The sequence below is a fragment of the Streptomyces sp. NPDC037290 genome (assembly GCF_055603245.1).
In genome coordinates this window covers 55,159-81,927 of the sequence record NZ_JBVJVZ010000002.1, presented here as the reverse complement: position 1 = coordinate 81,927, position 26,769 = coordinate 55,159, and the positions used below count along the sequence as shown (strand labels likewise).

Below are 26,769 nucleotides of genomic sequence, written 5' to 3'. Positions count from 1 at the left end.
GTCAGCTGCAGCCGCTGGTCGAACCGCAGCCCTCGCAGATGTAGCAGGAACCGGCCCGCTGCATCTTCGTACCGCACGAGAAGCACAGCGGGGCGTCGGCCTGGATGCCCATCTGCATCTCCACCAGCTCGGCGCTGGTGTGGGCCTGCTTCGGGGCGGGCTTGGCCGCCTCGACCTCGGCACGCGGCGTGGCCACGGCCTTCAGCTCCTGGGCGCGCGGCGCCGACTGGGCCAGGCCCTCGACGTCGACCTCGTCGTCGGACGGCTCGTAGGAACCGGTCTCCAGGTGCCGCTGGCGCTCCTCGGCGGAGTGGATGCCGAGCGCGGAGCGGGTCTCGAAGGGCAGGAAGTCCAGCGCCAGGCGGCGGAAGATGTAGTCGACGATCGACTGCGCCATCCGCACGTCCGGGTCGTCCGTCATACCGGCCGGCTCGAAGCGCATGTTGGTGAACTTCGAGACGTACGTCTCCAGCGGGACGCCGTACTGCAGACCGACGGAGACCGCGATGGAGAAGGCGTCCATCATGCCCGCGAGGGTGGAGCCCTGCTTGGACATCTTCAGGAAGACCTCGCCGAGACCGTCGTCCGGGTAGGAGTTGGCGGTCATGTAGCCCTCGGCGCCGCCGACCGTGAAGGACGTGGTGATCCCCGGACGGCCCTTGGGGAGGCGCTTGCGGACGGGGCGGTACTCGATGACCTTCTCGACCGTCTCGCGGATGGTCGCCTCGGCCTTCTCCGTGACCTCGGCCTTCTCCTTCTCCTTGGTCTTGGCGGAGAGCGGCTGGCCGACCTTGCAGTTGTCGCGGTAGATCGCGAGGGCCTTGACGCCGAGCTTCCAGGCCTCGAAGTAGATCTCCTCGACCTCCTCGACGGTCGCCGTCTCCGGCATGTTGACCGTCTTGGAGATGGCGCCGGAGATCCAGGGCTGGATCGCGGCCATCATGCGGACGTGGCCCATCGGGGAGATGGCACGCTCGCCCATGGCGCAGTCGAACACCTCGTAGTGCTCGTGCTTGAGGCCGGGGGCGTCGATCACGTTGCCGTGCTCGGCGATGTGGGCGACGATCGCCTCGATCTGCTCCTCCTGGTAGCCCAGGCGGCGCAGGGCCTGCGGGACGGTGCCGTTGACGATCTGCATCGAGCCGCCGCCGACCAGCTTCTTGAACTTCACCAGCGCGAGGTCCGGCTCGACACCGGTGGTGTCGCAGGACATCGCGAGACCGATGGTGCCGGTCGGGGCGAGGACGGACGCCTGGGAGTTACGGAAACCGTTCTTCTCGCCGAGACGGACGACGTCCTGCCAGGCCTCCGTGGCGGCGGCCCACACCGGGGTGTCCAGGTCGTCCATGCGGACGGCCTTGCCGTTGGCGTCGGCGTGCTGCGCCATGACGCGCTTGTGGGCGTCGGCGTTGCGGGCGTAGCCGTCGTACGTGCCGACGACCGCGGCCAGTTCGGCGGAGCGGCGGTAGGCCGTACCCGTCATCAGGGAGGTGATGGCGCCGGCGAGGGCGCGGCCGCCGTCGGAGTCGTAGGCGTGGCCGGTGGCCATCAGCAGGGCGCCGAGGTTGGCGTAGCCGATGCCGAGCTGGCGGAAGGCGCGGGTGTTCTCGCCGATCTTCTGGGTCGGGAAGTCCGCGAAGCAGATCGAGATGTCCATCGCGGTGATGACCAGCTCGACGACCTTCTGGAAACGCTCGGTCTCGAAGGACTGGCTGCCCTTGCCGTCGTCCTTCAGGAACTTCATCAGGTTCAGCGAGGCCAGGTTGCAGGACGTGTTGTCCAGGTGCATGTACTCGCTGCACGGGTTCGACGCGGTGATCCGGCCGGACTCGGGGCAGGTGTGCCAGTTGTTGATGGTGTCGTCGTACTGGATGCCCGGGTCGGCGCAGGCCCACGCGGCCTCGGCGATCTTGCGGAAGAGCGCCTTGGCGTCGACCTCCTCGATGACCTCACCGGTCATCCGGGCCCGCAGGCCGAACTGGCCGCCGTCCTCGACCGCCTTCATGAACTCGTCGTTCACACGGACCGAGTTGTTGGCGTTCTGGTACTGGACGGAGGTGATGTCGTCACCGCCCAGGTCCATGTCGAAGCCCGCGTCGCGCAGGACGCGGATCTTCTCCTCTTCCTTGACCTTGGTCTCGATGAAGTCCTCGATGTCGGGGTGGTCGACGTCGAGGACGACCATCTTCGCCGCGCGGCGGGTGGCGCCACCGGACTTGATGGTGCCGGCGGAGGCGTCGGCGCCGCGCATGAAGGAGACCGGACCGGAGGCGTTGCCGCCGGAAGACAGCAGCTCCTTGGAGGAGCGGATGCGGGAGAGGTTCAGGCCGGCTCCGGAGCCGCCCTTGAAGATCATGCCCTCTTCCTTGTACCAGTCGAGGATCGACTCCATGGAGTCGTCGACGGACAGGATGAAGCAGGCGGAGACCTGCTGGGGCTGCGACGTGCCGACGTTGAACCAGACGGGGCTGTTGAAGCTGAAGATCTGGTGCAGGAGGGCGTACGCCAGCTCGTGCTCGAAGATCTCGGCGTCGGCGGGCGAGGCGAAGTACTTGTGGTCCTCACCGGCCTTCCGGTACGTCTTCACGATGCGGTCGATCAGCTGCCTGAGGCTGACCTCGCGCTGCGGGGTGCCGACGGCACCGCGGAAGTACTTGCTGGTGACGATGTTGACCGCGTTCACCGACCAGAAGTCGGGGAACTCGACGCCACGCTGCTCGAAGTTGACCGAGCCGTCGCGCCAGTTGGTCATGACGACGTCACGGCGCTCCCACGCCACCTCGTCGTACGGGTGCACGCCGGGGGTGGTGTGGATGCGCTCGATGTGCAGTCCCTTGTTACCCGCCTTGGTGCCCTTGGCTCGGGAACCTCGTGCCGGACCGCTCGCCGTCTCTGTCATGCCGCCTCCCTGTACGGGCAAAAACGCCCTGAAGTGCCCCGTTTGTTCCCGTGGCACGGTGTTCTGTCTGGTGTTGCGGGCACCCTCAGCCGCCGCCCGCAACAGGTCTTGGGTCGCCGCCTCCCGGCCGGAAACCGGTCTCCTCCCGGACCCCGGCCGCCTCGTCAGTCGGCGGCGCGTACGGGCACGGGGACCTCACCGGTCCCGACGGGCCCGCGTTCGTCTTCCTGGCTCCCCGCTCCCGCGTCTTCCTCGTCCGCGGCGGGGCCCCGCGTCGCCTCCCTCAGCTCCGCGATGGCGGCCTCGAAGTCCTCGAGCGAGTCGAACGCCCGGTAGACGGAGGCGAACCGCAGATAGGCGACGAGGTCGAGCTCCTGCAACGGGCCGAGTATGGCCAGCCCCACGTCATGGGTGGTCAGCTCGGCGCTTCCGGTGGCCCGCACCGCCTCCTCGACCCGCTGGCCGAGCTGGGCGAGCGCGTCCTCGGTGACAGGCCGCCCCTGGCACGCCTTGCGCACGCCGTTGATGACCTTGGCACGGCTGAAAGGCTCGGTGACCCCGGACCGCTTGATCACCATGAGCGAGCACGTCTCGACGGTCGTGAAACGGCGGGAGCAGTCAGGGCACTGACGGCGCCTGCGGATCGACGTGCCGTCGTCGGTCGTACGACTGTCGACCACGCGGCTGTCCGGGTGCCTGCAGAAGGGGCAGTGCATGATCTCCAACCCTCCTCACAGCAGACTCAACAACCTCACCGGACCTCATGGGCCCCGCGAAGCAGCCCTAAGCATAGGCGATCGCGGAGCCGTGTCAGACCGGGGGACCACAACTTCTGGGCTGCTGTAGCCATCCAACCACTACATGTGGGGATTGGCTCATACACCGAGGCGGAGTCGCGTGTCGCGACGGCGGGCGGCGGACATCCCCGCAGACGGGCGGCCGCGGGGACACGCGGGTCAGAGCCGTATCGCTGTGGCGCTTGCGGAGATACCGTGGGCGCCGCACGGAGGACGCGTGGGACTCCGGCACAGAAGGGACCCGAAGCCCGGACGGCCGGGTTCCGGATGGCAGACTGGGGCGGCGGCCCACGAGGCCGGCGACCCCGGCGGTGAAGAGTACAACAATGAGCGCTTTTGCCCGCCCGGTGGCGCGTTAGCAATACACCCAGACACGCGGTTGCGTCCGGTGAATCGCACTTTTTCACTCGAACGTGTGTTTGGCGCAACCTTTCGAAACCAACTACCGTTGTCCAGCAGGGAGACCATCGAGAGGGGCCGACGTGACCACCACCGCAGACAGTGCCACCATCACCGCCCAGGACCGCTCCCAGGGCCGAGTCGAGCCGGTACACGTGATGAACGAAGCCGCGAATCCAGAGGCACACAAGCGCTCCTTGCCGGGCCGGCCTCCAGGGATCCGGGCCGACAGCTCCGGACTCACGGACCGGCAGCGGCGCGTGATCGAAGTCATCCGTGACTCCGTCCAGCGGCGCGGTTACCCGCCGTCGATGCGGGAGATCGGACAGGCCGTCGGCCTTTCGAGCACGTCCTCGGTCGCGCACCAGCTCATGGCGCTGGAGCGCAAGGGCTTCCTGCGCCGCGACCCGCACCGCCCGCGTGCGTACGAGGTGCGCGGCTCCGACCAGGCCGTGACCGTGCAGCCCACGGACACCGCCGGCAAGCCCGCCGCGTCCTACGTCCCGCTGGTCGGCCGCATCGCCGCCGGTGGCCCCATCCTCGCGGAGGAGTCCGTCGAGGACGTCTTCCCCCTCCCCCGCCAGCTCGTCGGCGACGGTGAACTGTTCGTCCTCAAGGTCGTGGGCGACTCCATGATCGAGGCCGCGATCTGCGACGGCGACTGGGTCACCGTGCGCCGTCAGCCGGTCGCCGAGAACGGCGACATCGTGGCGGCCATGCTCGACGGCGAAGCCACCGTCAAGCGCTTCAAGCGCGAGGACGGCCACGTGTGGCTCCTTCCGCACAACGCGGCCTACGAGCCGATCCCGGGCGACGACGCGACCATCCTGGGCAAGGTCGTCGCGGTGCTGCGGCGCGTGTGACGCCCGCGGCGGGCGGGCCGTACGGCTGCTCGCTCCCTGACCGGGCCCCGGAACCCCTGCGCCGGTTCCGGGGCCCTGCTGTGTCCGGATCCAGGGCGGGCTGGATCCGGATCGCTTGCGATCACTTCGCCTCGGCGTGCTCCGCCTCTGCCGCCTTCGCCGCCGCGTCGATCGCGGCGAGCGACTTGCGCACCTGATTGCGGTCCGTGGTGTACCAGAAGTCCGGCAGTGACGTCTTGAGATAGCCGCCGTACCGCGCGGTGGCCAGTCGCTGATCCAGTACGGCGACCACGCCCCGGTCCCCCGAAGCGCGGACGAGCCGGCCGGCACCCTGGGCCATGAGCAGGGCCGCGTGGGTGGCGGCCACGGCCATGAAGCCGTTGCCGCCCGCGTCCTCCACCGCCTTCTGCCGGGCACTCATCAACGGGTCGTCGGGGCGGGGGAAGGGGATCTTGTCCATCACGACCAGCTGGCAGCTGGGGCCGGGAACGTCCACGCCCTGCCACAGGGACAGCGTGCCGAACAGGCAGGTCTTCGGGTCGGCCGCGAAGTTCTTGATCAGCTCGCCGAGGGTCTCCTCGCCCTGCAGCAGGATCGGGAACTCGGGGATCCGCGAGCGCAGCTCCTCCGCGGCGAGCTGCGCGGCCCGCATGGACGAGAACAGCCCGAGGGTGCGGCCCCCGGCCGCCTGGATGAGCTCGGTCAGTTCGTCGAGCATGTCGGAGCGCTCACCGTCACGCGCGGGGCGCGCGAGATGCTTGGCGACGTAGAGGATGCCCTGCCTGGGGTAGTCGAAGGGCGAGCCGACATCGACGCCCTTCCACTTCGGCAGGTCCTCGCCCTCCGTGCCCTCGGGGCCGAGCCCCAGGGAGGCCCCGACGCCGTTGAAGTCGCCGCCCAGCTTGAGGGTCGCCGAGGTGAGGACGACGGCGCGGTCGGCGAAGAGCTTCTCCCGGAGCAGGCCCGAGACCGACATGGGGGCGACCCGCAGGGACGCTCCGAAGCGGTCGTGCCGCTCGTACCAGACGACGTCCCACTCCGAGCCGTTCAGAACCCGCTCCGCCACGTCGTGCACCGTCTCCACCGAGGCCAGCGCCTGCTTGCGGACCGCGTCCTCGTCCTGGACCGACTTGTCACGGGTCGAGCCGAGCGCGCTGATGACCGTGCGCGCCGCGTCCCGCAGGGCCATGAGTGCGTAGCCGAGGTCTTCCGGGATCTCCTCCAGGCGGCCCGGCAGGGCCAGCTCCATCAGCCGCTCGAAGCCCTCGGCGGCGGTCTGCAGCTGGTCGGCGGCCTTCTCGTTGACGAGCTTGGCGGCGCGGCGCACCGCGCGGTTGACCTGGCCGGGCGTGAGCTCGCCGGTCGCGACGCCGGTGACCCGGGAGACGAGTTCATGCGCCTCGTCCACGATCAGCACCTCGTGCTGCGGCAGCACCGGCGCGCCCTCGATGGCGTCGATGGCGAGCAGTGCGTGGTTCGTGACGACGACGTCGGCGAGCTTGGCGCGCTCACGGGCCGTCTCCGCGAAGCACTCGGCGCCGTAGGCGCACTTCGACGCGCCCAGGCACTCCCGTGACGACACCGACACCTGCGCCCAGGCGCGGTCCGAGACACCGGGGGTGAGGTCGTCCCGGTCGCCGGTCTCGGTCTCGTCCGACCAGTCGCGCAGCCGCAGCAGGTCCTGGCCCAGCTTGCTGGTGGGCGCGGCGGCCTCGAACTGGTCGAAGAGGCCGTCCTCCTCGTCCTGCGGCATGCCCTCGTGCAGGCGGTGGAGGCAGAGGTAGTTCGACCGGCCCTTGAGCATCGCGAACTCCGGGCGGCGACGGAGCAGCGGGTGCAGCGCGTCGACCGTGCGGGGCAGGTCGCGCTCCACGAGCTGGCGCTGCAGCGCCAGCGTCGCCGTCGCGACGACCACCCTCTCCCCGTGCGCGAGCGCCGGCACGAGATAGCCGAGCGACTTGCCGGTGCCGGTGCCGGCCTGGACCAGCAGGTGGGATCCGTCGTCGATCGTCTCGGCGACCGCTTCGGCCATGGTCACCTGGCCGGGGCGCTCCGTACCGCCGACGGCTGTGACGGCGGCGTGCAGGAGTTCGGGGAGTGAGGGCTTCGTCATAGCCCAACCACCCTACGGCCCGGCACTGACAAACGGGCGATCAAGGCGGGTGGGGACGGCGGGATCACGACCTGGCTCCTGGTGGTGGTGTCGATCACTGAGGGGGATGGCTTCGTCACGGGGCGCTACAGCACGTCCCGCAGGGCTCGGTCCCGGATCATGAGGGCGGCCCGCTTGCCGGGCAGGTCGACCTCGTCGGCGAACCGGAAGCCGGCACTCAGGAACGCGGCGACGGAGGGGATGTTGCGAAGATCGGGTTCCGCCACGACCCGTGCGCAGGTGGGGCGGCGGTCCAGGATCAGGTCGGCCACGGCTCGCAGCAGCGCGGATCCCAGCCCCCGTCCTCGGTCCGCGGCCCCACCGACGAGGAGGTGGATCCCGGTGTCATGGGGGCGGGCCGGGTAGTGGCGGCCCAGCGGGTCCAGATCCGCCCGGTAGATCTCCCAGTAGCTCATCGGTGTGCCGTCCAGTACGCCGAGACACGGCACGCTGCGTCCGTCGCCGTCGAGTTGGGCACGCAGGTGGTCCTCGGTCCGGTCGCGGGGCCCGGCCAGCTCCCAGAACTCCGAGACGGCGGGGTCGTTCATCCAGCGGTGGACGAGCGGCAGGTCGTGGTCGATGCGGACGGGCACGAGCTGGAACGAGCCCACGCGTGTGTCCACGGCGCCCCACGTGTGGAGCTGGTCCAGGAGGCAGGCCGTCCCTGGGGCGAAGAGGGCGAGGAACTCGGCGGGCAGGTGCAGGTCCAGGGTGTCCTCGCAGTCCGCGTCGTCGTCCTCGACGGCGAACCCGGTGAAGGGGGTGCCCCGGGTGCCCGTGCCGTCGGCTCGCGGGCCGGCGGGGCCCCGGTGGACAGGGGCACCGGGATCGACGGGGACGCCTGGGGGGACGGGGGTGCCCGGTCGGGCGGGACCGGGGCCGGGGACGGCGTCGGCGTTCGCGTCGGTGGGAGGCATGGTGCGCTCCTCTCAGGAGACGAGGTGGGTCATGTTCCTCGGAAGTGCGGGGAGTCGGGGCGAGGCGCTCAGGAGTGGAGGGGGTTGGCGACGGTGACGTAGACGGACTGGGTGTCGACCGGGCCGACGAGTTCGTCGAGGCCGTGCAGCCGGGTCAGGAGGTTCGCCTTGCAGCGCAGGACGGGTGAGTCGAGCAGACGGCGGGGCAGGGAGGTCCGCGGTGCGGTGGGCCCTGCGGCGACGTCGGTGAGGAACCGGCGGAAGGCCGCGAGGAGGAGCCGCTCGTCGGCCAGGCGCTGGGAGCCGAACGCGCCGATCAGGCCCAGCACGTTGTTGATGGCCAGGTAGTAGACGAAGCGTTCGTCGGTCACCTCGTCCGAGACGAAGGTGTCGCTGCGCTCGCCGATGCCGGGCAGCCGGGCATCCAGTTCGGCTCGCCGGGACGCGCGGAAGTAGTAGCCCTGGTTGTCCCGGTAGCGGCCGCCTGCGGGCCAGCCGTCGCCGTCGAGCAGGACCAGGGTGTTCTGCTGGTGCGCCTCCAGGGCGATGCCGGCCTCGCTGTCCAGCCAGAGCACGGGACGGACGACCTGCTCCAGGTACCGCAGGAACCACTCCGCGGCAACGGCTGCGAGGGGCCGGCCGGTGCGCGCGGCGAGTCGCTCGACGAGCTCGGCCAGCCGGGAACGCATGGGCCGGGCGGCCGGTTGCGCCGAGGAGTCGCCGCCGGATTGGGGCACGGGCCGGAGCGAGACGAGTCCGGCGACGCAGCACACGTCGTCGGTCGGGGCGAACGGGTTGTGTCTGATCACCACGTCGAGTCCGGGCACGGGAAGTCCGTCCGGGGCGTCGACGGCGAGCCAGGCCGGGTCGCGGACGATGTCGAAGGACGGGTGCGCGGCCTGCCACTGCCGCGACAGGCCGGTGCGCAGCAGCCGGTGCACCTCGACGCCCCGATGGAGTTCCTTGCGCAGGTTCTCGCGGCGGGAGTTGGTGATGCGCAGGCCGAGGGACAGCTTGAGCATCGCGGGTGCGCCGGACCGGTGGACCGTACGGACGGAGGAGGTGGGATGCCAGGCGGTGCCGAGGGGGCCGAGGTCACGGAGGAGTCCGGCGTCGAGCAGGGCCGCGACGGGTTCGCGGTGGCACACCTCACGGGCCTGCCACGGGTGCAGGGGGAGGGCGGCGTGGCCGTCGGGCACGGGGAGGTCGGTGCCGGCGAGGCCCCGGGTGAGCTGGGCGGCGGGGACGGGACGGCCTCGCTCGGTCCAGGCCGAGTCGGTGGCGAGGAGGGAGGGGGCGACAGCGATCCAGTGCAGGGGGAAGCAGCCGCGCAGCTCCGGTGAGTAGCGGCGGGTCTCGGTCTCGGTCAGTCCTTCCCGGCTCTTGGGGGCCGGGTGCAGGGGGTGTCCGAGGAGGAGGGCCTGCTCGGCGGAGAGAAAGAGGTCGGGGACATCGGCGGGGTGCGCGCGCCGGTCGCGCACGAAGGCCGCGGTGCGGCGCAGGGAGTCCGCCACCCGGGCCACGAGGTCGCCGCCGTCGCACGGGCCCGGGCCGGTGAGGTCCTGAGCGCAGGCACCGCCCGCGTCGCCGGCCGTCTCCCGGGCGAGCAGTGCCGCCAGGGTGACGGCGTCGACCGCGGGAGCGGACGCGGGGGCGCTGACCAGACGGGGTGGGCCGAAGCGATGTGAGCCCGTCGGCGACCAGTAGCGGACCGGCACGAGCAGGGAGGTGCCGCTGGCCGGCAGCGGGAGGCAGAGGGTGCCGCCGTGGGGTGCCGCGAGGTTGGTCTCCCGCACCCAGCACCGCACCAGGCTGTCCACGGCGGCGGCCTGGGCCGCGGTGTGCGGGTCGGGATGCTCCAGCAGGTCGGCGCCGGGCTCGGTCACTCGGGTGAGATCGACGGTGCGCCTCTTCTGTGCGGGAACCGACTCGGCGAGCGGTACGTGGGAGGCCGGGATGCCGGAGTCCCCCTGTTCGTCGGGAGCACCGGAGCTGCCGTCGGGAGTGGGGGTGGCGTTCATGACGGCTCCTCGTGGCTGGCTGGGTGGTGCGGGTTGGTGCTGTCGCCCGGGTGCCTCTCCCGCCTTGCCGGCGGTCGCCCCGGCGGGATCGGCGGTGGCCTCGGCGGGATCGGTGGGCGCGGAGGAGGCACCGCGTCGGCACCGAGGGCGAGCAGGAAGGGGAGGGCGGAGAGGCCGGTGGGGGCCTGAACGTCGTCGTGTGAGAAGGGAGTTGGGTTGACGACGGGAACGGTCCGAAGGCCCGTGCCGGCCCCGGCGACTGGTCGGGGCCGGAGTCGGAGTCGATCTCAGCCGGCGCGCTGGGCAGGGCCCTGGGGCCGGCTGCGGTGGGGGCCCTGTTCCTCGTGCGTGCGGGCCACCGCCGCCACCGCGTCCGCCAGGCGGTCCAGGACGGCTGCCGCCTGTTCGTCGCTGAGGGTGAGTGGGGGTAGCAGCCGGACGACGGCGGAGTGCCGGCCGCCGAGTTCGACGATCAGTCCGCGCTCCAGACACTCCCGCTGGACGGCCGCGGCGAGTTCGGGCGCGGCTCGGCGCGCAGTGCCGGTGGCCTCCTGACCGGTGGGCGTGGGGCGGTGGCCCCCGGGTTCGGCTCCGGTGCCTTCCGGGTCGACCAGTTCGACCCCGATCATCAGCCCGCGCCCGCGCACCTCCCCCACACACGTGAACCTGTCGGCCAGTTCCCCGAGTTGGTGCAGCATGCGGGTACCGAGGCCGGCGGCTCGTTGGGCGAGTCCGTTCTCGCGGACGTAGGCGAGGGTCGCGGTGCCCGCGGCCATGGCGAGTTGGTTGCCGCGGAACGTTCCGGCGTGGGCGCCGGGCGGCCAGACGTCGAGGTCGTCGCGGTAGACGATCACGGCCAGCGGGAGGCTGCCGCCGATGGCCTTGGACAGGACCATGACGTCGGGGCTGATGCCGCTGTGGTCGACGGCCCAGAAGGCGCCGGTCCGGCCGACGCCGGTCTGGATCTCGTCGGCGATCAGCGGGATGGACCGGTCGGCCGTGAGCTGCCGCATGCGGCGCAGCCAGTCGTCCGGCCCGGGAATCACCCCGCCCTCGCCCTGGACGGGTTCGAGGATCATGCCCGCGGGCAGGGGCACGCCGGACTTGGGATCGTCGAGGAGGGACTCGGTCCAGCGGGCGGAGAGCTCGGCGCCGCGCGGCCCGCCGACGCCGAAGGGGCAACGGTAGTCCTGCGGATAGGGCAGGCGGGCGACCTGGAGGTCACGGGCACCGCCGGAGGCGGCCAGGGCACCGGCGGTCATGCCGTGGTAGGCGCCGGTGAAGGCGAGGATGCCGGTGCGGCCGGTCGCGGCCCGGACCAGTTTGAGGGCGGCCTCCACGGCGTCGGTACCGGCCGGTCCGCAGAACTGGACCCGGGCCCGGTCGGCGAGGCCGGACGGGAGGGTGCGGAACAGCTCGGTGATGAAGGCGTCCTTGACGGGGGTCGCCAGGTCGAGCACGGAGAGGGGAGCGCCCGAGTCGAGGACTTTGCGGATGGCTTCCAGCACGACCGGATGGTTGTGGCCGAGGGCGAGGGTGCCGGCGCCGGACAGGCAGTCCAGGTAACGGCGGCCGTCGGCGCCCTCGATGGTGAGCCCTCGCGCCCGGACCGGGACGATGGGCAGGGCCCGGGCGTAGGTGCGGGCGGAGGACTCACGCGCCGACTGGCGTCTGAGGATCCCCTCGTGCACGGCACGCCCTTCCCCGTGCAAGCCTCCAGCCATCGACTCCGTTACGGCCACGACGCGCTGTCCTCCCCGCTGTTCAGAGGCGTGTTGATCCGCGGGGACCGGGTGCAGGCAGCTGGCCCCCCACCGCTACAACCGCGCACCGGTCGACGGGTTACGGGTTCCCTCAAGATCATTGCCAGGGGGGCGGGATGGCGTGTGCCGCGCCGTGCCGCGGGAGGAACGTGGCGGGGCCGCCGGCGGACGGTCGCCCTGAGGTGACGTCAAATCGGTAAATCTACGGACGATCGGCCAGGTCAGACGGCTTGTAGCCGAACCGTTGCCGTTCCGTCGGAACTCCCCCACAGCGAGCGCATAGTGTGTGATGCCGTTCCCAGACGGTCGGGGGACCGGCATGAACTCACCATGAGTTCACGGCCGGTGCCGCGGCCGAAGCGCCGAGTACCTTCACCCCAGGGGGAGTCACCAGCATGCGATCCATACGACCGTCGTTCACCGTTCGGCGAGAGAGGGGCCCCCGCCGCACCTCCCCCGCACTGGCGGCGGTCGCCCTCGCCTCGGCGCTGGCGCTGACCGCCACCGCCTGCAACGGCGACGACAAGGCCGACGGCAGTCCGACCGCCTCGGCGACCGCGGCCGGCACCGGCGACGGAAAGATCAGAATCCCGGACGACCTCAGGAAGAGGCTCAAGGAGCACGGGATCGACATCGACAAGTGGAAGAACGGCGCCTGGAAGAACTGGAACAAGGAAGACTGGCTGCGCGAGGCCGACGATTTCATCAACCCGATCATCAAGGGTCTGTGGGACCCGAACCGGATGCGCCACGCCAACGACCCGAACAAGGGCGTCAACGACAACGACATCTCCGGTGACCAGGGCGTGACGGACCCGACCCCGCAGCCCGTGAAGGCCCGGACGGTGGCGCCGCCGTACCACACCAACGCGGCCGCCTCGGGCAAGGTGTTCTTCGACTCCCCCGAGGGCCACATGGTGTGCTCGGGCACGGTGGTCGAGGACCCCGCGCACCCGGGCAAGTCCAACCTGGTCTGGACGGCGGGGCACTGTGTGCACGCCGGCAAGAGCGGCGGCTGGTACCGCAACATGGCCTTCGTGCCGTCGTACAACAACTCCGCCAGGTCGGCCGCCCAGCTGCAGAGCGCCACCCGGTCGGAGATCGCCCCGTACGGCGTCTGGTGGGCGATGGGGCGCAGACCTCGCAGCAGTGGATCGACCAGGGCGGTGAGACCGGCGGCCAGGGCGCGTCGTACGACTACGCGGTGATCCATGTGACGCCGGAGCAGGGCAGCAGTGGCAAGTCGCTGGAGGAGACGGTCGGCGGGGCGCTTCCGGTGAACTTCAACGCTCCGGCGGTGCCGAAGGTCAGCAGCATCACCGCGTCCGGGTACCCGGAGGCGGCTCCGTTCGACGGTCAGCTGCTGTACCAGTGCACGGACAAGCCGGGCCGGCTCTCCCTCGCCCAGGCGGACCCGACGATGTACCGGATCGGCTGCACGATGACCGCGGGCTCCTCCGGAGGGGGCTGGGTGGAGACCGGTTCCGACGGCAAGCCGGCGCTGGTGTCCAACACGTCGATCGGCCCGGTGAGTTCGGGGTGGCTGGCCGGTCCTCGGCTGGGGCCCGTGGCCAAGGGCGTCTACGAGTCGGTCAGCAAGAAGTTCGCCGGGCGGTGACGGGCGGTGAGCGCGCGCCCCTGAAGGGACGCTGACGGGACGCTGAAGGCCCGCCCCCTCACAGAGGAGGCGGGCCCTTTCGTACAGCGGGGGTCAGGCCGTCGAGACCGGGACGTACGGTGCCAGGTCCGCCGCCAGCTCCTCGTGGACCCGGACCTTGAGCAGGGTGCCCTCCGCGGTGTGCTCCTCGGAGATCACCTCACCCTCGGTGTGGGCGCGGGCGACGAGCTTTCCGTGCGTGTACGGCACGAGTGCCTCGACCTCGACCGACGGGCGCGGCAGGTCGTTGTCGATCAGGGCGAGCAGTTCCTCGAGGCCCTGGCCGGTGCGGGCCGAGACGGCGATCGACCGCTTCTCGACCCTGAGCAGCCGCTGGAGGACCAGCGGGTCGGCCGCGTCCGCCTTGTTGATCACGACGATCTCGGGCACGTCGGTGGCGCCGACGTCCCGGATCACCTCGCGCACGGCGGCGAGCTGCTCCTCCGGGACCGGGTGCGAGCCGTCCACCACGTGCAGGATCAGGTCGGAGTCGCCGACCTCCTCCATCGTGGAGCGGAACGCCTCGACCAGGTGGTGCGGCAGGTGCCGGACGAATCCGACGGTGTCCGCCAGGGTGTACAGCCGGCCGCTCGGGGTCTCCGCGCGGCGGACGGTCGGGTCCAGGGTCGCGAACAGGGCGTTCTCGACCAGGACGCCTGCGCCCGTGAGGCGGTTGAGCAGGGAGGACTTGCCGGCGTTGGTGTAGCCCGCGATGGCGACGGACGGCACCTTGTTGCGCCGGCGCTCCTGGCGCTTGATCTCGCGGCCGGTCTTCATCTCCGCGATCTCCCGGCGCATCTTCGCCATCTTCTCGCGGATCCGTCGCCGGTCCGTCTCGATCTTGGTCTCACCGGGGCCGCGCGTGGCGAGGCCGCCGCGACCACCACCCATCTGCCGGGACAGCGACTGACCCCAGCCGCGCAGCCTCGGCAGCATGTACTGCATCTGCGCGAGCGCGACCTGCGCCTTGCCCTCTCGGGACTTGGCGTGCTGGGCGAAGATGTCCAGGATCAGGGCCGTACGGTCGATGACCTTGACCTTGACGACGTCCTCCAGCTGGATCAGCTGGCCCGGGCTCAGCTCACCGTCGCAGATGACCGTGTCCGCGCCCGTTTCGAGGACGATGTCGCGCAGCTCCTGGGCCTTGCCGGAGCCGATGTAGGTGGCCGCGTCGGGCTTGTCGCGGCGCTGGATGACGCCGTCGAGCACGAGCGCGCCCGCGGTCTCCGCGAGGGCGGCCAGCTCCGCGAGGGAGTTGTCGGCGTCCTGCGCGGTGCCGGTGGTCCACACCCCGACGAGCACGACGCGCTCCAGGCGGAGCTGCCGGTACTCGACCTCGGTGACGTCCTCCAGCTCGGTGGACAGGCCCACGACGCGGCGCAGGGCCGCCCGCTCGGAGCGGTCGAACTGGTCTCCGTCCCGCTCGCCGTCGATCTCGTGGCTCCAGGCGACGTCCTCTTCCATCAGGGCATCGGCCCGAAGACCCTCGGGATAGGCGTGCGCGAGGCGCTTGGTGTCCTGGGAAGGGGAAGAAGAGGAGGTCATTGGATCCTTACGTCGATGGGATGCGGTTACGGCGTCGGTGCGGCGGTCCTGCGGACCGCTGCCTGAATCAACGCGCGAGTACCCCGGGAGATTCCCGTGTCCCGTCTCGCGCCGACCCGAAGATGGTCGCACGAGGCGGCACGTCTCGTCACCGTGTTATCACCGGGCCCGCGGCTTGGCCGGCGGCGAAGGCCTGCTGTGCGACTTCGACGCCCTGACCTTGCCCGACGCCTTGTGGTCCGGCTTGCCCGACTTGGCGGGGCCCGACGCCTTCCAGTCCGGGTGGCCGGGCATCGGCGGGGTCTTCTCGCCGTACAGCCAGCCCTGGAAGAAGCCGCTCAGGTCGCGGCCCGATACGGTCGAGGCCAGCCGGACGAAGTCGGCGGTGGTGGCCGTGGAGTCCCGGTGCACCCGGACCCATTCCCGCTCCAGCCGCTCGAAGGCCGGCCGGCCGATCTCCTCGCGCAGGGCGTAGAGCACGAGCGCCGCGCCGTCGTAGATGTTGGGCCGGAAGATTCCGATCTTCTGGCCGGGGGAGGGCGGCTTGGGCAGGCCGGGCGGGCCGCCCGCCGCCCGCCAGCCGTCGGAGGAGGCGTACGCGGCCTTCATGCGGTCGGCCATGGACCGGTGCGCGGTCTCCTCGGCGTACAGCGCCTCGTACCAGGTGGCGTGCCCCTCGTTCAGCCAGACGTCGGACCAGGTGCGGGGGCTGACGCTGTCACCGAACCACTGGTGGGACAGCTCGTGCACCATGATCGACTCCTTGTACCACCGGGGCAGCGAGGACTCGGTGAAGAGGTTCTTCTCGAAGAGCGACAGCGTCTGCGTCTCGAGTTCGAAGCCGGTGGCGGCCTGTGCCAGGAGCACGCCGTAGGTCTCGAACGGGTACGCGCCGACCTTGCCCTCCAGCCAGGCGATCTGGTCGGGCGTCTTGGCGAGCCACGGTTCGAGGGCCTTGGCGTCGGCGCTGGGCACGACGTCACGGACCGGCAGCCCGTGCGGACCCTCACGGCGCAGTACGGAGGAGCGGCCGATGGACACCTGGGCGAGTTCGGTGGCCATGGGGTGCCGGGTGCGGTAGGTCCAGGTGGTGGTGCGGCCGGCCCGGGCCACCCCGGTGGACAGACCGTTGGCGACGACGGTGTAGCCGTTCGGGGCGGTCACGTGGAAGGTGAACATCGCCTTGTCGGACGGGTGGTCGTTGCACGGGAAGACCAGGTGGGCGGCGTCGGCCTGGTTGGCCATGGCGAGCCCGTCGGAGGTGCGCACCCAGCCCCCGTCCTCGTCCTTGGCGGCGGCGGGATCGCTGGTGTGCTTCACCGTGATCCGGGTCCAGCTGCCCTCGGGAAGGGGGTGGTCCGGGGTGACGACCAGGTCCTCGCCGGCGCTGGTGAAGTCCGCGCGGTGCCCGTCGACCTCGACGGACCGCACGGTGCCGTGCGCGAAGTCGAGGTTGATCCGGTCCAGGTCGGCGGTGGTCCGGGCGTCGATGGTGGTGACGGCCTGGAGCGGCTTGTCGTTGGTGCCGGGATAGGTGAGGGACAGGTCGTACGACGCCACGTCGTAGCCCGGGTTGCCCAGATAGGGGTAGAGCCGGTCGCCGATGCCGAGCGGCTCGGCCGGGGCCGCGGCGGCGAGCAGGCAGACGGAGACGGCGGAGGCGAGCAGGGCCGCCTTCCGGTGCCGGAAGACACGGGCCTGGGTCCGGGACTGGAAGCGGGAGCGGGGGGTGAGCGGCATGCACCACCGCTACCAGGGCACTCCCGCGCTACGACGGCGACGCGCGTCCGACCCACCCGAACGGGCTCGGTCCGGGGACCCTTCTGCGCGGAGCCGGGCCGTGCACGGTCCGGCGGCCCGCACGGCGTCACGGACCGTCGTCACCCTGTCGTCATCCCGTCGCGCCACGGCGTCACTCGGCGGCCGGGGCCTGGTGCTGGGCACGGGCCACGTCGTACACGCCCGGGACGTCCCGCATGGCGCGCATCAGGGCCGGGAGGCGGGCCGCGTCGGGGAGCTGGAGGGTGTACGTGTGCCGCACCCGCTGCTGGCTGGGCGGTTCGACGGTGGCGGAGACGATGTCGACACCGGCCGAGGCGATCGCCTCGGTCAGGTCGGCGAGCAGATGGGGGCGGCCGAACGATTCAGCGACCAGCGTGACCCGGCATTCCGTGGTGTCGCCCCAGCGCACGATGACCTCCGTGCGCCCCCGCCCCTTCATGTGCGCCACCGCCGCGCACTCCACCCGGTGCACGGTCACCACTCCCCCGCGTACCGCGAAGCCGGTGATCTCGTCCGGCGGCACGGGCGTACAGCACCCGGCGAGCCGCACGGCGGCCCCCGGCCGGTCCGCGAGCACGTCGGCACGCCGGGGCCGGACCGCGGGCGGAGCGGCGGCACCACCGGCGGTCGCGGGGAGATCGGCGGGCGCCGGGCGGTGAGCGGCGGAGCCCTCGGTGGGCTCGTCGCGTGGGTCCGTCATCTCGTCCGCCCCGGTGCCGCCGCCGGGATGCGTCGCCAGCCAGCGCTGGATCGCGATGCGGGCGGCCGGGGTGTGGGCGTGCTCCAGCCATTCGCGGGAGGGCTCGGAGGCCGGGTCCTGGCCCATGAGGAGCTGGACCGTGTCGCCGTCTCTCAGGACGGTGCTGAGGGTGGCCAGGCGGCCGTTGACGCGAGCGCCGATGCAGGCGTGGGCGTCCTCGCCGTACTGCGCGTAGGCGGCGTCCACGCAGGTGGCGCCCTCGGGCAGGCCGAGCGTGCCGCCGTCGGGGCGGAACACGGTGATCTCGCGGTCCTGGGCGAGGTCCTCGCGCAGGGTGGACCAGAAGGTGTCGGGGTCGGGCGCGGCCCGCTGCCAGTCGAGCAGGCGGGAGAGCCAGCCGGGGCGGGTGGGGTCGACACGCTCGCCGTCGGCGCTGTCGCCGGGGGCCGGGGCGTCGGAGGCGGGGGCGTACGGGTTGCCGAGGGCGACGACGCCGGCCTCGGCGACCTTGTGCATCTGGTGGGTGCGGATGAGGACTTCGACGACCTGGCCGTCCGGGCGGGCGACGGCGGCGTGCAGCGACTGGTACAGGTTGAACTTCGGTACGGCGATGAAGTCCTTGAACTCCGAGACGACCGGCGTCATACAGGTGTGCAGTTCGCCGAGGACGCCGTAACAGTCCGCGTCCTCCCCCACCAGCACCAGCAGGCGGCCGAAGTCGGCGCCGCGCAGCTGTCCGCGTTTGCGGGACACGCGGTGGACGGAGACGAAGTGCCGGGGACGGATGAGGACTTCGGCCTGGAGGCCGGCCTCGCGCAGCACCCCGCGCATCTCGTCGGCGACCTCGGCGAGCGGGTCCTCCGGGCGGGCGGCGTTCTCGGCGATGAGCTCGCGTGTGTGCTCGTACTCCTCGGGGTGCAGGATGGCGAAGACCAGGTCCTCCATCTCGGTCTTCAGGGCCTGCACGCCGAGGCGTTCGGCGAGCGGGATGAGGACGTCACGGGTGACCTTGGCGATCCGCGCCTGTTTCTCGGGGCGCATCACACCGAGGGTGCGCATGTTGTGCAGGCGGTCGGCGAGCTTGATCGACATCACGCGCACGTCGCTGCCGGTGGCGACGAGCATCTTGCGGAAGGTCTCGGGCTCGGCGGCGGCTCCGTAGTCGACCTTCTCCAGTTTCGTGACGCCGTCGACGAGGTAACGAACCTCCTCGCCGAAGTGTTCCCGGACCTGATCCAGCGTCACATCGGTGTCCTCGACGGTGTCGTGGAGCAGAGAGGCCGTCAACGTCGTCGTCTCGGCGCCGAGTTCGGCGAGGATCAGGGTCACGGCGAGCGGGTGGGTGATGTACGGCTCGCCGCTCTTGCGCATCTGGCCGCGGTGCGAGGACTCCGCGAGGACGTAGGCGCGGCGCAGCGGGTCGAGGTCCGCGTCGGGGTGATGGGCGCGGTGCGCCTCCGCGACGTGGCTGATCGCGTCGGGCAGCTTGCCGCGGACGGCCGGGCCGAGCAGCGCGGCCCGGCCGAGCCTGCGCAGATCGAGCCGTGGCCGGGACTTCCTGCGGTCCGCCCGGGGCACCGCGGGGGCGGTGGCCGCCACGGACGACGCGGGCGCTACCGGGCCAGGGGTCGCAGGGTTCGTGGCCTCCGCACTCATGGGCACCTCCGGCTCGTGGACCGGCGGACGGGGCCCCAGGGCGTACGCGGCTCAGGGATGGCGACGTCCCCCCGTCCGTGCCGGTGCTTGATGCTATCGAGCCCACCACGCGCGACCGACCGCCTCTCGGCGAGCGTGAAACGGATCACCCATTCGAGCGACGCACAGCAGGTTTAGGGTTTGCGCCACGTGCCCTGGGGTCGCCCGTGGTTTCGAACGCCTCCCGTCGCCGGAAACCGCTGATCCGGGAGCCGAAGGGCGTGCCGTTCGTGGTCCCGTCGGCTCAACGAAGCGCGTTTTCCAGCCATTCGCCGTCGATCTCGCCCTCGGCGACGATCACGGCGGGTCCGGTCATCTCGATCTCGCCGTCGGGCCGCTCGGTGATGACCAGGCGCCCGCCGGGCAGGTCGACGGTGTACGTGGCCGGGACGCCGGTGACGGCCGGGTCGGCGCCGTCGCGCCGGGCGGTGGCCACGGCGACGGCGCACGCGCCGGTGCCGCACGAGCGGGTCTCGCCGGAGCCGCGCTCGTGCACCCGCATGGCGACGTGGCGGGGGCCGCGGTCGACGACGAACTCGACGTTCACACCGTCGGGGTAGGCGGCGGCCGGGCTGAACCGCGGCGCGTCGTACAGGTGGCCGGCGTGCGTGAGGTCCTCGACGAAGGCGACCGCGTGCGGGTTGCCCATGTTCACGTTGCGCGCGGGCCAGCTGCGCTCACCGACGCTCACCGTGACCTCGCCTTCCGGCAGACGGGCACGGCCCATGCCGACGGTGACGTCGCCGTCCTTCGCGATGTGGACGGTCTTCACCCCCGCGCGCGTGGCGATCGCGAGGTCACCCTCGCCCACATGCCCCGCGTGCTGGAGGTAGCGCGCGAACACACGTACTCCGTTGCCGCACATCTCGGCGACCGAGCCGTCGCCGTTGCGGTAGTCCATGAACCACTCGGCCTCGGCCGCCATGGACCTGGCCTCCGGGTGTGCGGCCGAGCGCACCACGTGCAGCACACCGTCGCCGCCGACACCGGCCCGGCGGTCGCACAGGGCGGCGACGGCGGCGGGACTCAGGTCGAGGGCGTTCTCCGGGTCCGGGACGATCACGAAGTCGTTCTCGGTGCCGTGGCCCTTGAGGAAGGCGAGGGGTGTGCTCATTCCTCGATCGTACGGGAGCACCCGGCCGAGCCCGGCCGATGGGAGGTGGGGGTGGTGCGGGGGCGCGGGAGGGCGCTTCAGCGGAGTCTGGCCACGCGCCACACGGCGAGGACCACCACCACGGCCACCAGCAGGACGTACCCGAGTACGACCCTCCAGTCCGGGCGGCGACCCGAGCCGCGGGCCGGCAGGCCCGGCCAGGTGTGGCCCACCTTGCGGGCGGCCATCATGGCCCAGCCGGCGGCGCAGGAGCAGATCAGCAGGCCGAGCATGGCGATGACGGCGCCGCTGTCGCCGAAGTCGAAGGCGAGCGGGAAGGCGAACATCAGGGAGCCGACGGCGGACAGACCCACGATGGGAGCGAGCTGCCAGATGCGCAGCCGGCGCTGCGGGCGCAGCTCGACCTCGACCTCCGGACCGCCCTGGTACATCTCCTCGGGCTCCGGCCCGTCGTCGGTCACACCGTCCGGCGTCTCGTCGGGACCGTCGTCCGTCAGCCGCACTTCGGCGAAGGCGTCCTCGGCGAGCCGCTCCTCGGCCGCCCGGCCGTCACCGAGCCGGTCCCCGGGCAGACGGGACTCGCCGGGCCGCTCCAGGGCCTCGCCCAGGCAGTCCCCGGTCGCACGAGCCACGACCGGGCCCGGTTCGTCACCCTCGGTGGTGACGTGCTCGGCACTGTGTGCGGTGTCGCGAGGGCCGGCCTCCATCGCCACGCGCCCTCCCAACTAGGCTCCACTTGGTCGATCGAAGCTCGATGATGGCACGGCGCCGAAGGCCGGGATGACCGGCGGCGCATCCCGATGCCATGACGTGATCAGGCTGTGACCGGTCGTTCGACCAACGCCAGGGCTTGCTGCGGAAGTTCCCGGCGGTCCGCCACGGCCCCACTCAACCAGTGCACCCGGGGATCGCGCCTGAACCACGAATCCTGACGGCGCGCGAAGCGCTTGGTCGCACGAATGGTCTCGGCCCGCGCTTCCGCTTCGCCGCACTCCCCGGCGAGCGCCGCGAGCACCTGCTGGTAACCCAGCGCGCGCGACGCCGTGCGCCCCTCGCGCAGCCCCTGCGCCTCCAGTGCGCGCACCTCGTCGACGAGGCCCGCCTCCCACATCCGGTCGACGCGGCGCGCGATGCGCTCGTCCAGTTCCGGACGGGCCACGTCGACCCCGATCTGGACGGTGTCGTAGACGGAGTCATGACCCGGCAGGTTCGCGGTGAAGGGCCGGCCGGTGATCTCGATCACCTCCAGTGCCCGGACGATACGACGCCCGTTGCTCGGCAGGATCGCGCGGGCCGCCTCCGGGTCGGCCGCGGCCAGACGGGCGTGCAGCGCGCCCGAGCCGCGCAGGGCCAGCTCCCCCTCCAGGCGGGCCCGGACCTCGGGGTCGGTGCCGGGGAACTCCAGGTTGTCGACGGCCCCACGGACGTACAGGCCGGAGCCGCCGACCAGAATCGGCCAGCGGCCCTCGGCGAGCAGTGCGTCGATCCGGGCGCGGGCCAGCTTCTGGTACTCGGCGACGGAAGCGGTGACCGTCACGTCCCAGATGTCCAGCAGGTGGTGCGGGATGCCGCCCCTTTCCTCCGGCGTCAGTTTGGCGGTGCCGATGTCCATCCCTCGGTACAGCTGCATGGAGTCGGCGTTGACGATCTCACCGCCGAGCTGTTGGGCCAGGAAGACACCGAGATCGGACTTTCCGGCCGCGGTGGGTCCGACGACGGCGATGACGCGGGGGCTGGGGGGTGCACTGCTCACCGCACCAGTCTCGCAAACCTCCCGGCACTGCCTCGAACGAGTTACGTGACGGGCGGGACCGCCGGTCGTTGCCCGTGGCGAGATACCGCCCTCCGGTTCGCCGGAGGCGGTGACCCGGGCGGCGCAACCGTACGCACCGGGTAACGCGGGAATTCGCCCGCACGAGTACCGTATGGAGTGGATATGGGCGTTTTTGCACGACTCCTCGGCAGGTCGAAGGCGACTCCGGAGGCGTCGGCCCCCGAGGCGGAGGCCGGCGTGGAGTCGGCAGGGGCCGAGGTGGCGGAAGCGGAGTCGGCGGAGGCGGAGGCGGCGGATCCGGCGGAGGCGAAGGGTTCGGCCGGGGACGGGAGCGAGGACGTGGCGGCGGAGGCGGACGCCGGCGCGGACGACGCGTCCGACGGCTCCGGCATCCCCAAGCAGCAGTCCGCCGAGGAAGCCGCCGACAACGAGGCCGGCGAGGGCGCCCGCAGGTAACTGCCCGCGAGGGAAGGTGCACCATGGGTCTGTTGGACAACATGAAGGGCAAGCTCGGGCCGGCCAGGGACAAGGTCTCGGACCTCGCCCGACAGCACGGGGACAAGGTCCAGCACGGCATCGACAAGGCCGCCAAGGTCGTGGACGAGCGGACCAAGCACAAGTACAGCGACAGGATCCAGGCAGGCACCGGCAAGGCCAAGGAGGCGATGGACCGCCTCGCGCACAAGGAAGGCCCCGGCCCGCAGACGGCCACCGGCGATCCGACGACCCCCATGCGGCCGGAGGGTCCGCCACCGGCTTCCTGAGTGTCCTGAAGGGCATACGGATCGGCGGACGGTCGCGGAGCACACCGGCTCCCCGGCCGTCCGCCGTTTCACGCGTGGGGCGGACGTGGGGCAGGCGACATCACCAGACGCCCGCCGCCACAGGCGGCCCCTGCCCCACCGGGACGAGGCAGCCCGCGCAGTGCTCCGCTAGGACCAGGTGGCCACCACGTACCCCACGCCGTACGGCGCGTCCTCGTACAGCAGGGTGCCGGTGAGGTCCGCTTTCTCGGCGGCGCCGGCCAGGACCTGCCAGGGGGCCCGGCCGGAGGCCTTGAGTTCGTGGGCCAGCTCGGCGTCCAGCGCCTGGAGGGCCGCCACGTCCGCCGTACCCAGCGCCCGCGCGACCTCGGCGTCGAAGGGTGCCGCCCGCTCGTCCAGGTAACCCGGCGCCTTGACCGTGCGGCACGCGCTGGCGTCCCCCATCACCAGCAGGGCGACCCGCCCGGCCCGGGCCCCGATCTGCCTTCCGGCCTCGGCGCACCGCTCGGGCGCGAGCGGTTCCCCGACACCGAGTCCCTCGATCGGGGCGTCCGCCCAGCCGGTCCGCTGCAGCAGCCAGGCGGCGACGGCCAGCGACGGCGGCAGCTCCCTCTCGTCGGGGCTGTCCGTCGCGGGGCCGAGGCGTACGCCGAGGTCGACCCCGAACCCCCGGAAGGTCCCCGGGCTGCCCTGCGGAAACGATCCGCGCCCGCTCCCCTCGGCGGGCCCGACGACCACCAGGAGGTCCGGACGGGCGGCGGCGAGCACACCGAGCGCGTCGGAGCACGCCGAGCGCGCGGTGTCCATCTCGGGCGCGGCGCCCGCGGCCACCTCGGGCACGAGCAGCGGAGGGCAGGGACAGACTGCGGCGGCGACAAGCATGATCGGCAGAGTACGCCGTACGGCAGCCGCCGGCCGAGTCACAGCACGACCAGCTTGCCGCAGCACGTCACGCCGATCGGCGGGCAGGCTGTCGCTTTCCGCCCGTACGGTGGCAGGCCCTCAGTCGCAGCCGCAGCCGCTTCCCGCCGCGACCGGCAGCGGGGCCGGTACGCCGATCTTCGGCAGCCCCAGCATGACGCCCGCCGGCTTCGCGGCCGCGGCGGCGTTGCGCTTCTCCCACGCGTCCCCCGCGCGCGTGCGGCGCACGTCGAGGACGGGGCCCTCGGCCAGCAGGTGGTGCGGGGCGGCGTACGTCACCTCGACCGTGACGACGTCACCGGGGCGGACCTCCTGCTCCGGCTTGGTGAAGTGGACGAGCCGGTTGTCGGCGGCCCGGCCGGACAGGCGGTGGGTGGCGCCGTCCTTGCGGCCCTCGCCCTCGGCGACCATCAGCTCCAGGGTGCGGCCGACCTGCTTCTTGTTCTCCTCCCAGGAGATCTCCTCCTGGAGGGCGACGAGCCGCTCGTAGCGCGCCTGGACGACCTCCTTGGGGATCTGGTCGTCCATGGTCGCGGCCGGGGTGCCGGGCCGCTTGGAGTACTGGAAGGTGAAGGCCTGCGTGAACCGCGCCTCGCGGACGACGTGCAGGGTCTGCTCGAAGTCCTCCTCGGTCTCGCCGGGGAAGCCCACGATGATGTCGGTGGTGATCGCGGCGTGCGGGATCGCGGCCCGCACCTTCTCGATGATCCCGAGGTAGCGCTCCTGCCGGTAGGAGCGGCGCATCGCCTTGAGGACCGTGTCCGAACCGGACTGCAGGGGCATGTGCAGCTGCGGCATCACGTTCGGCGTCTCGGCCATCGCGGCGATGACGTCGTCGGTGAAGTCACGGGGGTGCGGGGAGGTGAAACGGACCCGCTCCAGGCCCTCGATGTTCCCGCAGGCGCGCAGCAGCTTGCTGAAGGCCTCGCGGTCGCCGATGTCGGAGCCGTAGGCGTTGACGTTCTGGCCGAGCAGCGTGATCTCGGAGACACCCTCGGCGACCAGCGCCTCGACCTCGGCGAGGATGTCGCCGGGACGGCGGTCCTTCTCCTTGCCGCGCAGGGCCGGGACGATGCAGAAGGTGCAGGTGTTGTTGCAGCCGACGGAGATCGAGACCCAGGCCGCGTACGCGCTCTCGCGCCGCGTCGGCAGGGTGGAGGGGAAGGCCTCCAGCGACTCGGCGATCTCGACCTGCGCCTCCTCCTGCACGCGGGCGCGCTCCAGCAGGACCGGCAGCTTGCCGATGTTGTGCGTACCGAAGACGACGTCCACCCAGGGCGCCTTCTTCACGATGGTGTCGCGGTCCTTCTGCGCGAGGCAGCCGCCGACTGCGATCTGCATGCCGGGCCGCGACGCCTTCTTCGGCGCGAGCCGGCCGAGGTTGCCGTACAGCCGGTTGTCGGCGTTCTCCCGGACGGCGCACGTGTTGAACACGACCACGTCCGCGTCCCCGTCCGACCCCTCGGGGGCCCGCACGTACCCGGCGTCCTCGAGCAGCCCGGCCAAGCGCTCGGAATCGTGGACGTTCATCTGGCACCCGTAGGTGCGGATCTCGTAACTCTTGGGTGCGTGAACGTCCACTGCGTGGCTCCGGTCGCTGCTGCTGGTCATGCGTCAAGGGTAGGCGGTTCCAGGAAGCTCGTTTCCCGCGCTTCCCGGAGTGGGGTGCCACCTCGTGCAGGCCCTCCCCCGCTCCCCGGCGCCGGCCGCCCCGGCCGGTGCCGCCGGCGCCCCTCCGCACGTGCGGAGCGTGACGGTCACCGACGGCCGGGTGGGACCGGCCGGGGCCCCGGCTCGTGGTGGAGGGCGGCGACCGCCTCGCTGGTACGGCACAGTCCGTCCACCGCGCGGCGCAACGACCGCCAGGACGCCAGCGAGAGGACGACCCCGCCCGCTCCCGCCGGCCACCACCAGATGCCGACCGCGGTGAACCCCGCGCTCCACGCGACGGCTTCGCAGGATGCCTGGTAGGCGGCGCGGGCCTCGCTCAGAGCGGCGCGGTCGGTGTCGGGCACCGTGAGGAGCAGCCTGGTCCACTCGGCGGCGAGGTCGGTTCCCGTCGCCGTTCTGACGCGGCCCTCGGCCGCGCGGAGCCGGTCGCCGCACCACGTGGGACCTGCGGGGGCGACCGGTGCCGTGCGGGCCCTGCGCGCGTCGAGACGGGCGGCGCGCAGCTCCCGTCCCGCGGCGCGGGCCCGCACGGCCTCCCTCCCGATCTCCTGGGGCGGCGCCCAGCGCCGGGCGCGCCACCGGGTCAGCCGCCGCCCCAGCGGGGTCAGCCACCAGGGCCAGGCTCCCGCGGTCAGGGCGCCGACGCCGTCGGCGGCGAAGGGGATCGCCAGCGCGACGGCCACCGCGGCAGCGGCGACGAGCACGAGAGTCGCGGCGCCGTCGGCGGTGAGGCCGCCGCGCAGCCGGAGCGCCCCGGCGATCTGCCGGTGGGCGAGCCCGATGTCGTCCCAGTCGCGCTGGCCGAGTCGGCCGCCCCCCACGGCGGCGACCACGACGAAGAGCAGGGCCGGCAGCAGCCGGCGCAGGAGCCATCCGTCGGGGATGCGTTTCTGGAGTTCGAGGAGCAGCCCCACCGCCTCAGTCCACCCTGCGCATCGGCCCGTCGACCAGGGCGCAGACCGCCGCTTCGGGGGCCGTCTCCTCCTGCAGGTCGACCCGGCTGCAGCGGCCCGTGGGGCAGACCCAGCCGGTCGACCTCGGCGTGGACTCGGGCGGCCACTCGCCGACGCCCATCGTGGAGCGCAGGCCGAGGCCACCGGGAATGCCGGCCGCCTCGGCCGCGTCGTGCAGCGCACGCACGGCGTCACACCATGCCGCCGTGGCCGGCTCTCCGTCCCGGACGACCGCGAACGGGGCGTCCCAGTGGGCGGGGCCGATCAGTTCGCGCAGCATGCCGGCGTTGCTGCACGCGTATGCGACGGCGTCCTCGTACAACCTCTGCGCTTTGGTCCCACGACCCAACGTGTGCCACCCCAACTGCGCTGAAACCAGTGC

General features: G+C 71.9%; 19 protein-coding genes and 1 pseudogene. 4 read left to right on the top strand and 16 right to left on the bottom strand.

From position 1 onward, the window contains the following. Window position 1: 1 nt before the first annotated feature. On the bottom strand, window positions 2-2,899 hold the full coding sequence (locus tag ACZ7HQ_RS06170) for a vitamin B12-dependent ribonucleotide reductase (RefSeq protein WP_470985379.1): 2,898 nt from the start codon (window positions 2,897-2,899) through the stop codon (window positions 2-4). 164 nt (window positions 2,900-3,063) lie between these two features. Continuing rightward, the gene (nrdR, locus tag ACZ7HQ_RS06165; protein WP_470985376.1) at window positions 3,064-3,615 is read right to left on the bottom strand and encodes a transcriptional regulator NrdR; all 552 of its coding nucleotides are present in this window, start codon (window positions 3,613-3,615) and stop codon (window positions 3,064-3,066) included. A 563-nt stretch (window positions 3,616-4,178) separates the two neighbouring features. Here nrdR and lexA point away from each other — a divergent pair. Next, window positions 4,179-4,958 carry a transcriptional repressor LexA gene (gene lexA, locus ACZ7HQ_RS06160; RefSeq protein ID WP_470985374.1) on the top strand — a complete coding sequence of 260 codons (780 nt, stop codon included), beginning with the start codon at window positions 4,179-4,181 and terminating at the stop codon, window positions 4,956-4,958. A gap of 121 nt (window positions 4,959-5,079) precedes the next feature. On the opposite strand, the gene ACZ7HQ_RS06155 is transcribed toward lexA, so the two are convergent. The 4 genes from ACZ7HQ_RS06155 to ACZ7HQ_RS06140 all read right to left on the bottom strand — a co-directional run bounded on the left by ACZ7HQ_RS06155 (window position 5,080) and on the right by ACZ7HQ_RS06140 (window position 11,772). Beyond that, window positions 5,080-7,071: an ATP-dependent DNA helicase gene (locus tag ACZ7HQ_RS06155; RefSeq protein ID WP_470985372.1), complete on the bottom strand. Its 1,992-nt coding sequence runs from the start codon at window positions 7,069-7,071 to the stop codon at window positions 5,080-5,082. A 125-nt stretch (window positions 7,072-7,196) separates the two neighbouring features. Further along, on the bottom strand, window positions 7,197-8,027 hold the full coding sequence (locus ACZ7HQ_RS06150) for a GNAT family N-acetyltransferase (protein WP_470985370.1): 831 nt from the start codon (window positions 8,025-8,027) through the stop codon (window positions 7,197-7,199). 68 nt (window positions 8,028-8,095) lie between these two features. Then, window positions 8,096-10,048 carry an IucA/IucC family protein gene (locus tag ACZ7HQ_RS06145; protein WP_470985367.1) on the bottom strand — a complete coding sequence of 651 codons (1,953 nt, stop codon included), beginning with the start codon at window positions 10,046-10,048 and terminating at the stop codon, window positions 8,096-8,098. A 287-nt stretch (window positions 10,049-10,335) separates the two neighbouring features. Continuing rightward, window positions 10,336-11,772, bottom strand: a complete 1,437-nt coding sequence (locus tag ACZ7HQ_RS06140) for a diaminobutyrate--2-oxoglutarate transaminase family protein (RefSeq protein WP_470987104.1) — start codon at window positions 11,770-11,772, stop codon at window positions 10,336-10,338. 434 nt (window positions 11,773-12,206) lie between these two features. On the opposite strand from ACZ7HQ_RS06140, the pseudogene ACZ7HQ_RS06135 reads away from it, so the two are divergent. Then, a pseudogene (locus ACZ7HQ_RS06135) lies at window positions 12,207-13,429 on the top strand (trypsin-like serine peptidase). 93 nt (window positions 13,430-13,522) lie between these two features. Here the strand turns inward: ACZ7HQ_RS06135 and hflX are convergent. The 6 genes from hflX to miaA form a co-directional block, all read right to left on the bottom strand. Continuing rightward, window positions 13,523-15,013 carry a GTPase HflX gene (gene hflX, locus ACZ7HQ_RS06130; protein WP_470985364.1) on the bottom strand — a complete coding sequence of 497 codons (1,491 nt, stop codon included), beginning with the start codon at window positions 15,011-15,013 and terminating at the stop codon, window positions 13,523-13,525. Window positions 15,014-15,172: 159 nt separating this feature from the next. Further along, window positions 15,173-16,753, bottom strand: coding sequence for a M1 family metallopeptidase (locus ACZ7HQ_RS06125; RefSeq protein ID WP_470985362.1), 1,581 nt, complete (start codon window positions 16,751-16,753; stop codon window positions 15,173-15,175). A 172-nt stretch (window positions 16,754-16,925) separates the two neighbouring features. Beyond that, window positions 16,926-19,151, bottom strand: a complete 2,226-nt coding sequence (locus tag ACZ7HQ_RS06120) for a RelA/SpoT family protein (protein ID WP_470985359.1) — start codon at window positions 19,149-19,151, stop codon at window positions 16,926-16,928. A 283-nt stretch (window positions 19,152-19,434) separates the two neighbouring features. Next, window positions 19,435-20,304 (bottom strand): diaminopimelate epimerase, encoded by an 870-nt coding sequence (gene dapF / locus ACZ7HQ_RS06115; RefSeq protein ID WP_470985356.1) that lies wholly within the window; start codon window positions 20,302-20,304, stop codon window positions 19,435-19,437. A 77-nt stretch (window positions 20,305-20,381) separates the two neighbouring features. Further along, on the bottom strand, window positions 20,382-21,011 hold the full coding sequence (locus tag ACZ7HQ_RS06110) for a hypothetical protein (RefSeq protein WP_470987102.1): 630 nt from the start codon (window positions 21,009-21,011) through the stop codon (window positions 20,382-20,384). 107 nt (window positions 21,012-21,118) lie between these two features. Beyond that, window positions 21,119-22,057, bottom strand: coding sequence for a tRNA (adenosine(37)-N6)-dimethylallyltransferase MiaA (gene miaA / locus ACZ7HQ_RS06105; RefSeq protein WP_470985354.1), 939 nt, complete (start codon window positions 22,055-22,057; stop codon window positions 21,119-21,121). A gap of 183 nt (window positions 22,058-22,240) precedes the next feature. Between miaA and ACZ7HQ_RS06100 the strand changes: the two genes are divergently transcribed. Both ACZ7HQ_RS06100 and ACZ7HQ_RS06095 read left to right on the top strand, forming a co-directional pair. Continuing rightward, window positions 22,241-22,534 (top strand): hypothetical protein, encoded by a 294-nt coding sequence (locus ACZ7HQ_RS06100; RefSeq protein ID WP_470985352.1) that lies wholly within the window; start codon window positions 22,241-22,243, stop codon window positions 22,532-22,534. Window positions 22,535-22,557: 23 nt separating this feature from the next. Further along, window positions 22,558-22,842 (top strand): antitoxin, encoded by a 285-nt coding sequence (locus ACZ7HQ_RS06095; RefSeq protein WP_470985350.1) that lies wholly within the window; start codon window positions 22,558-22,560, stop codon window positions 22,840-22,842. 168 nt (window positions 22,843-23,010) lie between these two features. Here ACZ7HQ_RS06095 and ACZ7HQ_RS06090 read toward each other — a convergent pair whose 3' ends face one another. The 4 genes from ACZ7HQ_RS06090 to ACZ7HQ_RS06075 form a co-directional block, all read right to left on the bottom strand. Next, window positions 23,011-23,724, bottom strand: coding sequence for a class III extradiol dioxygenase subunit B-like domain-containing protein (locus tag ACZ7HQ_RS06090; protein ID WP_470985349.1), 714 nt, complete (start codon window positions 23,722-23,724; stop codon window positions 23,011-23,013). A 120-nt stretch (window positions 23,725-23,844) separates the two neighbouring features. Then, window positions 23,845-25,374: a tRNA (N6-isopentenyl adenosine(37)-C2)-methylthiotransferase MiaB gene (gene miaB / locus ACZ7HQ_RS06085; RefSeq protein ID WP_470985346.1), complete on the bottom strand. Its 1,530-nt coding sequence runs from the start codon at window positions 25,372-25,374 to the stop codon at window positions 23,845-23,847. Window positions 25,375-25,520: 146 nt separating this feature from the next. Further along, complete coding sequence (locus ACZ7HQ_RS06080; protein ID WP_470985343.1) at window positions 25,521-26,348, bottom strand: hypothetical protein; 828 nt, start codon at window positions 26,346-26,348, stop codon at window positions 25,521-25,523. Between the two features lie 4 nt (window positions 26,349-26,352). Then, window positions 26,353-26,709 (bottom strand): hypothetical protein, encoded by a 357-nt coding sequence (locus ACZ7HQ_RS06075; protein WP_470985341.1) that lies wholly within the window; start codon window positions 26,707-26,709, stop codon window positions 26,353-26,355. Window positions 26,710-26,769: the final 60 nt, after the last annotated feature.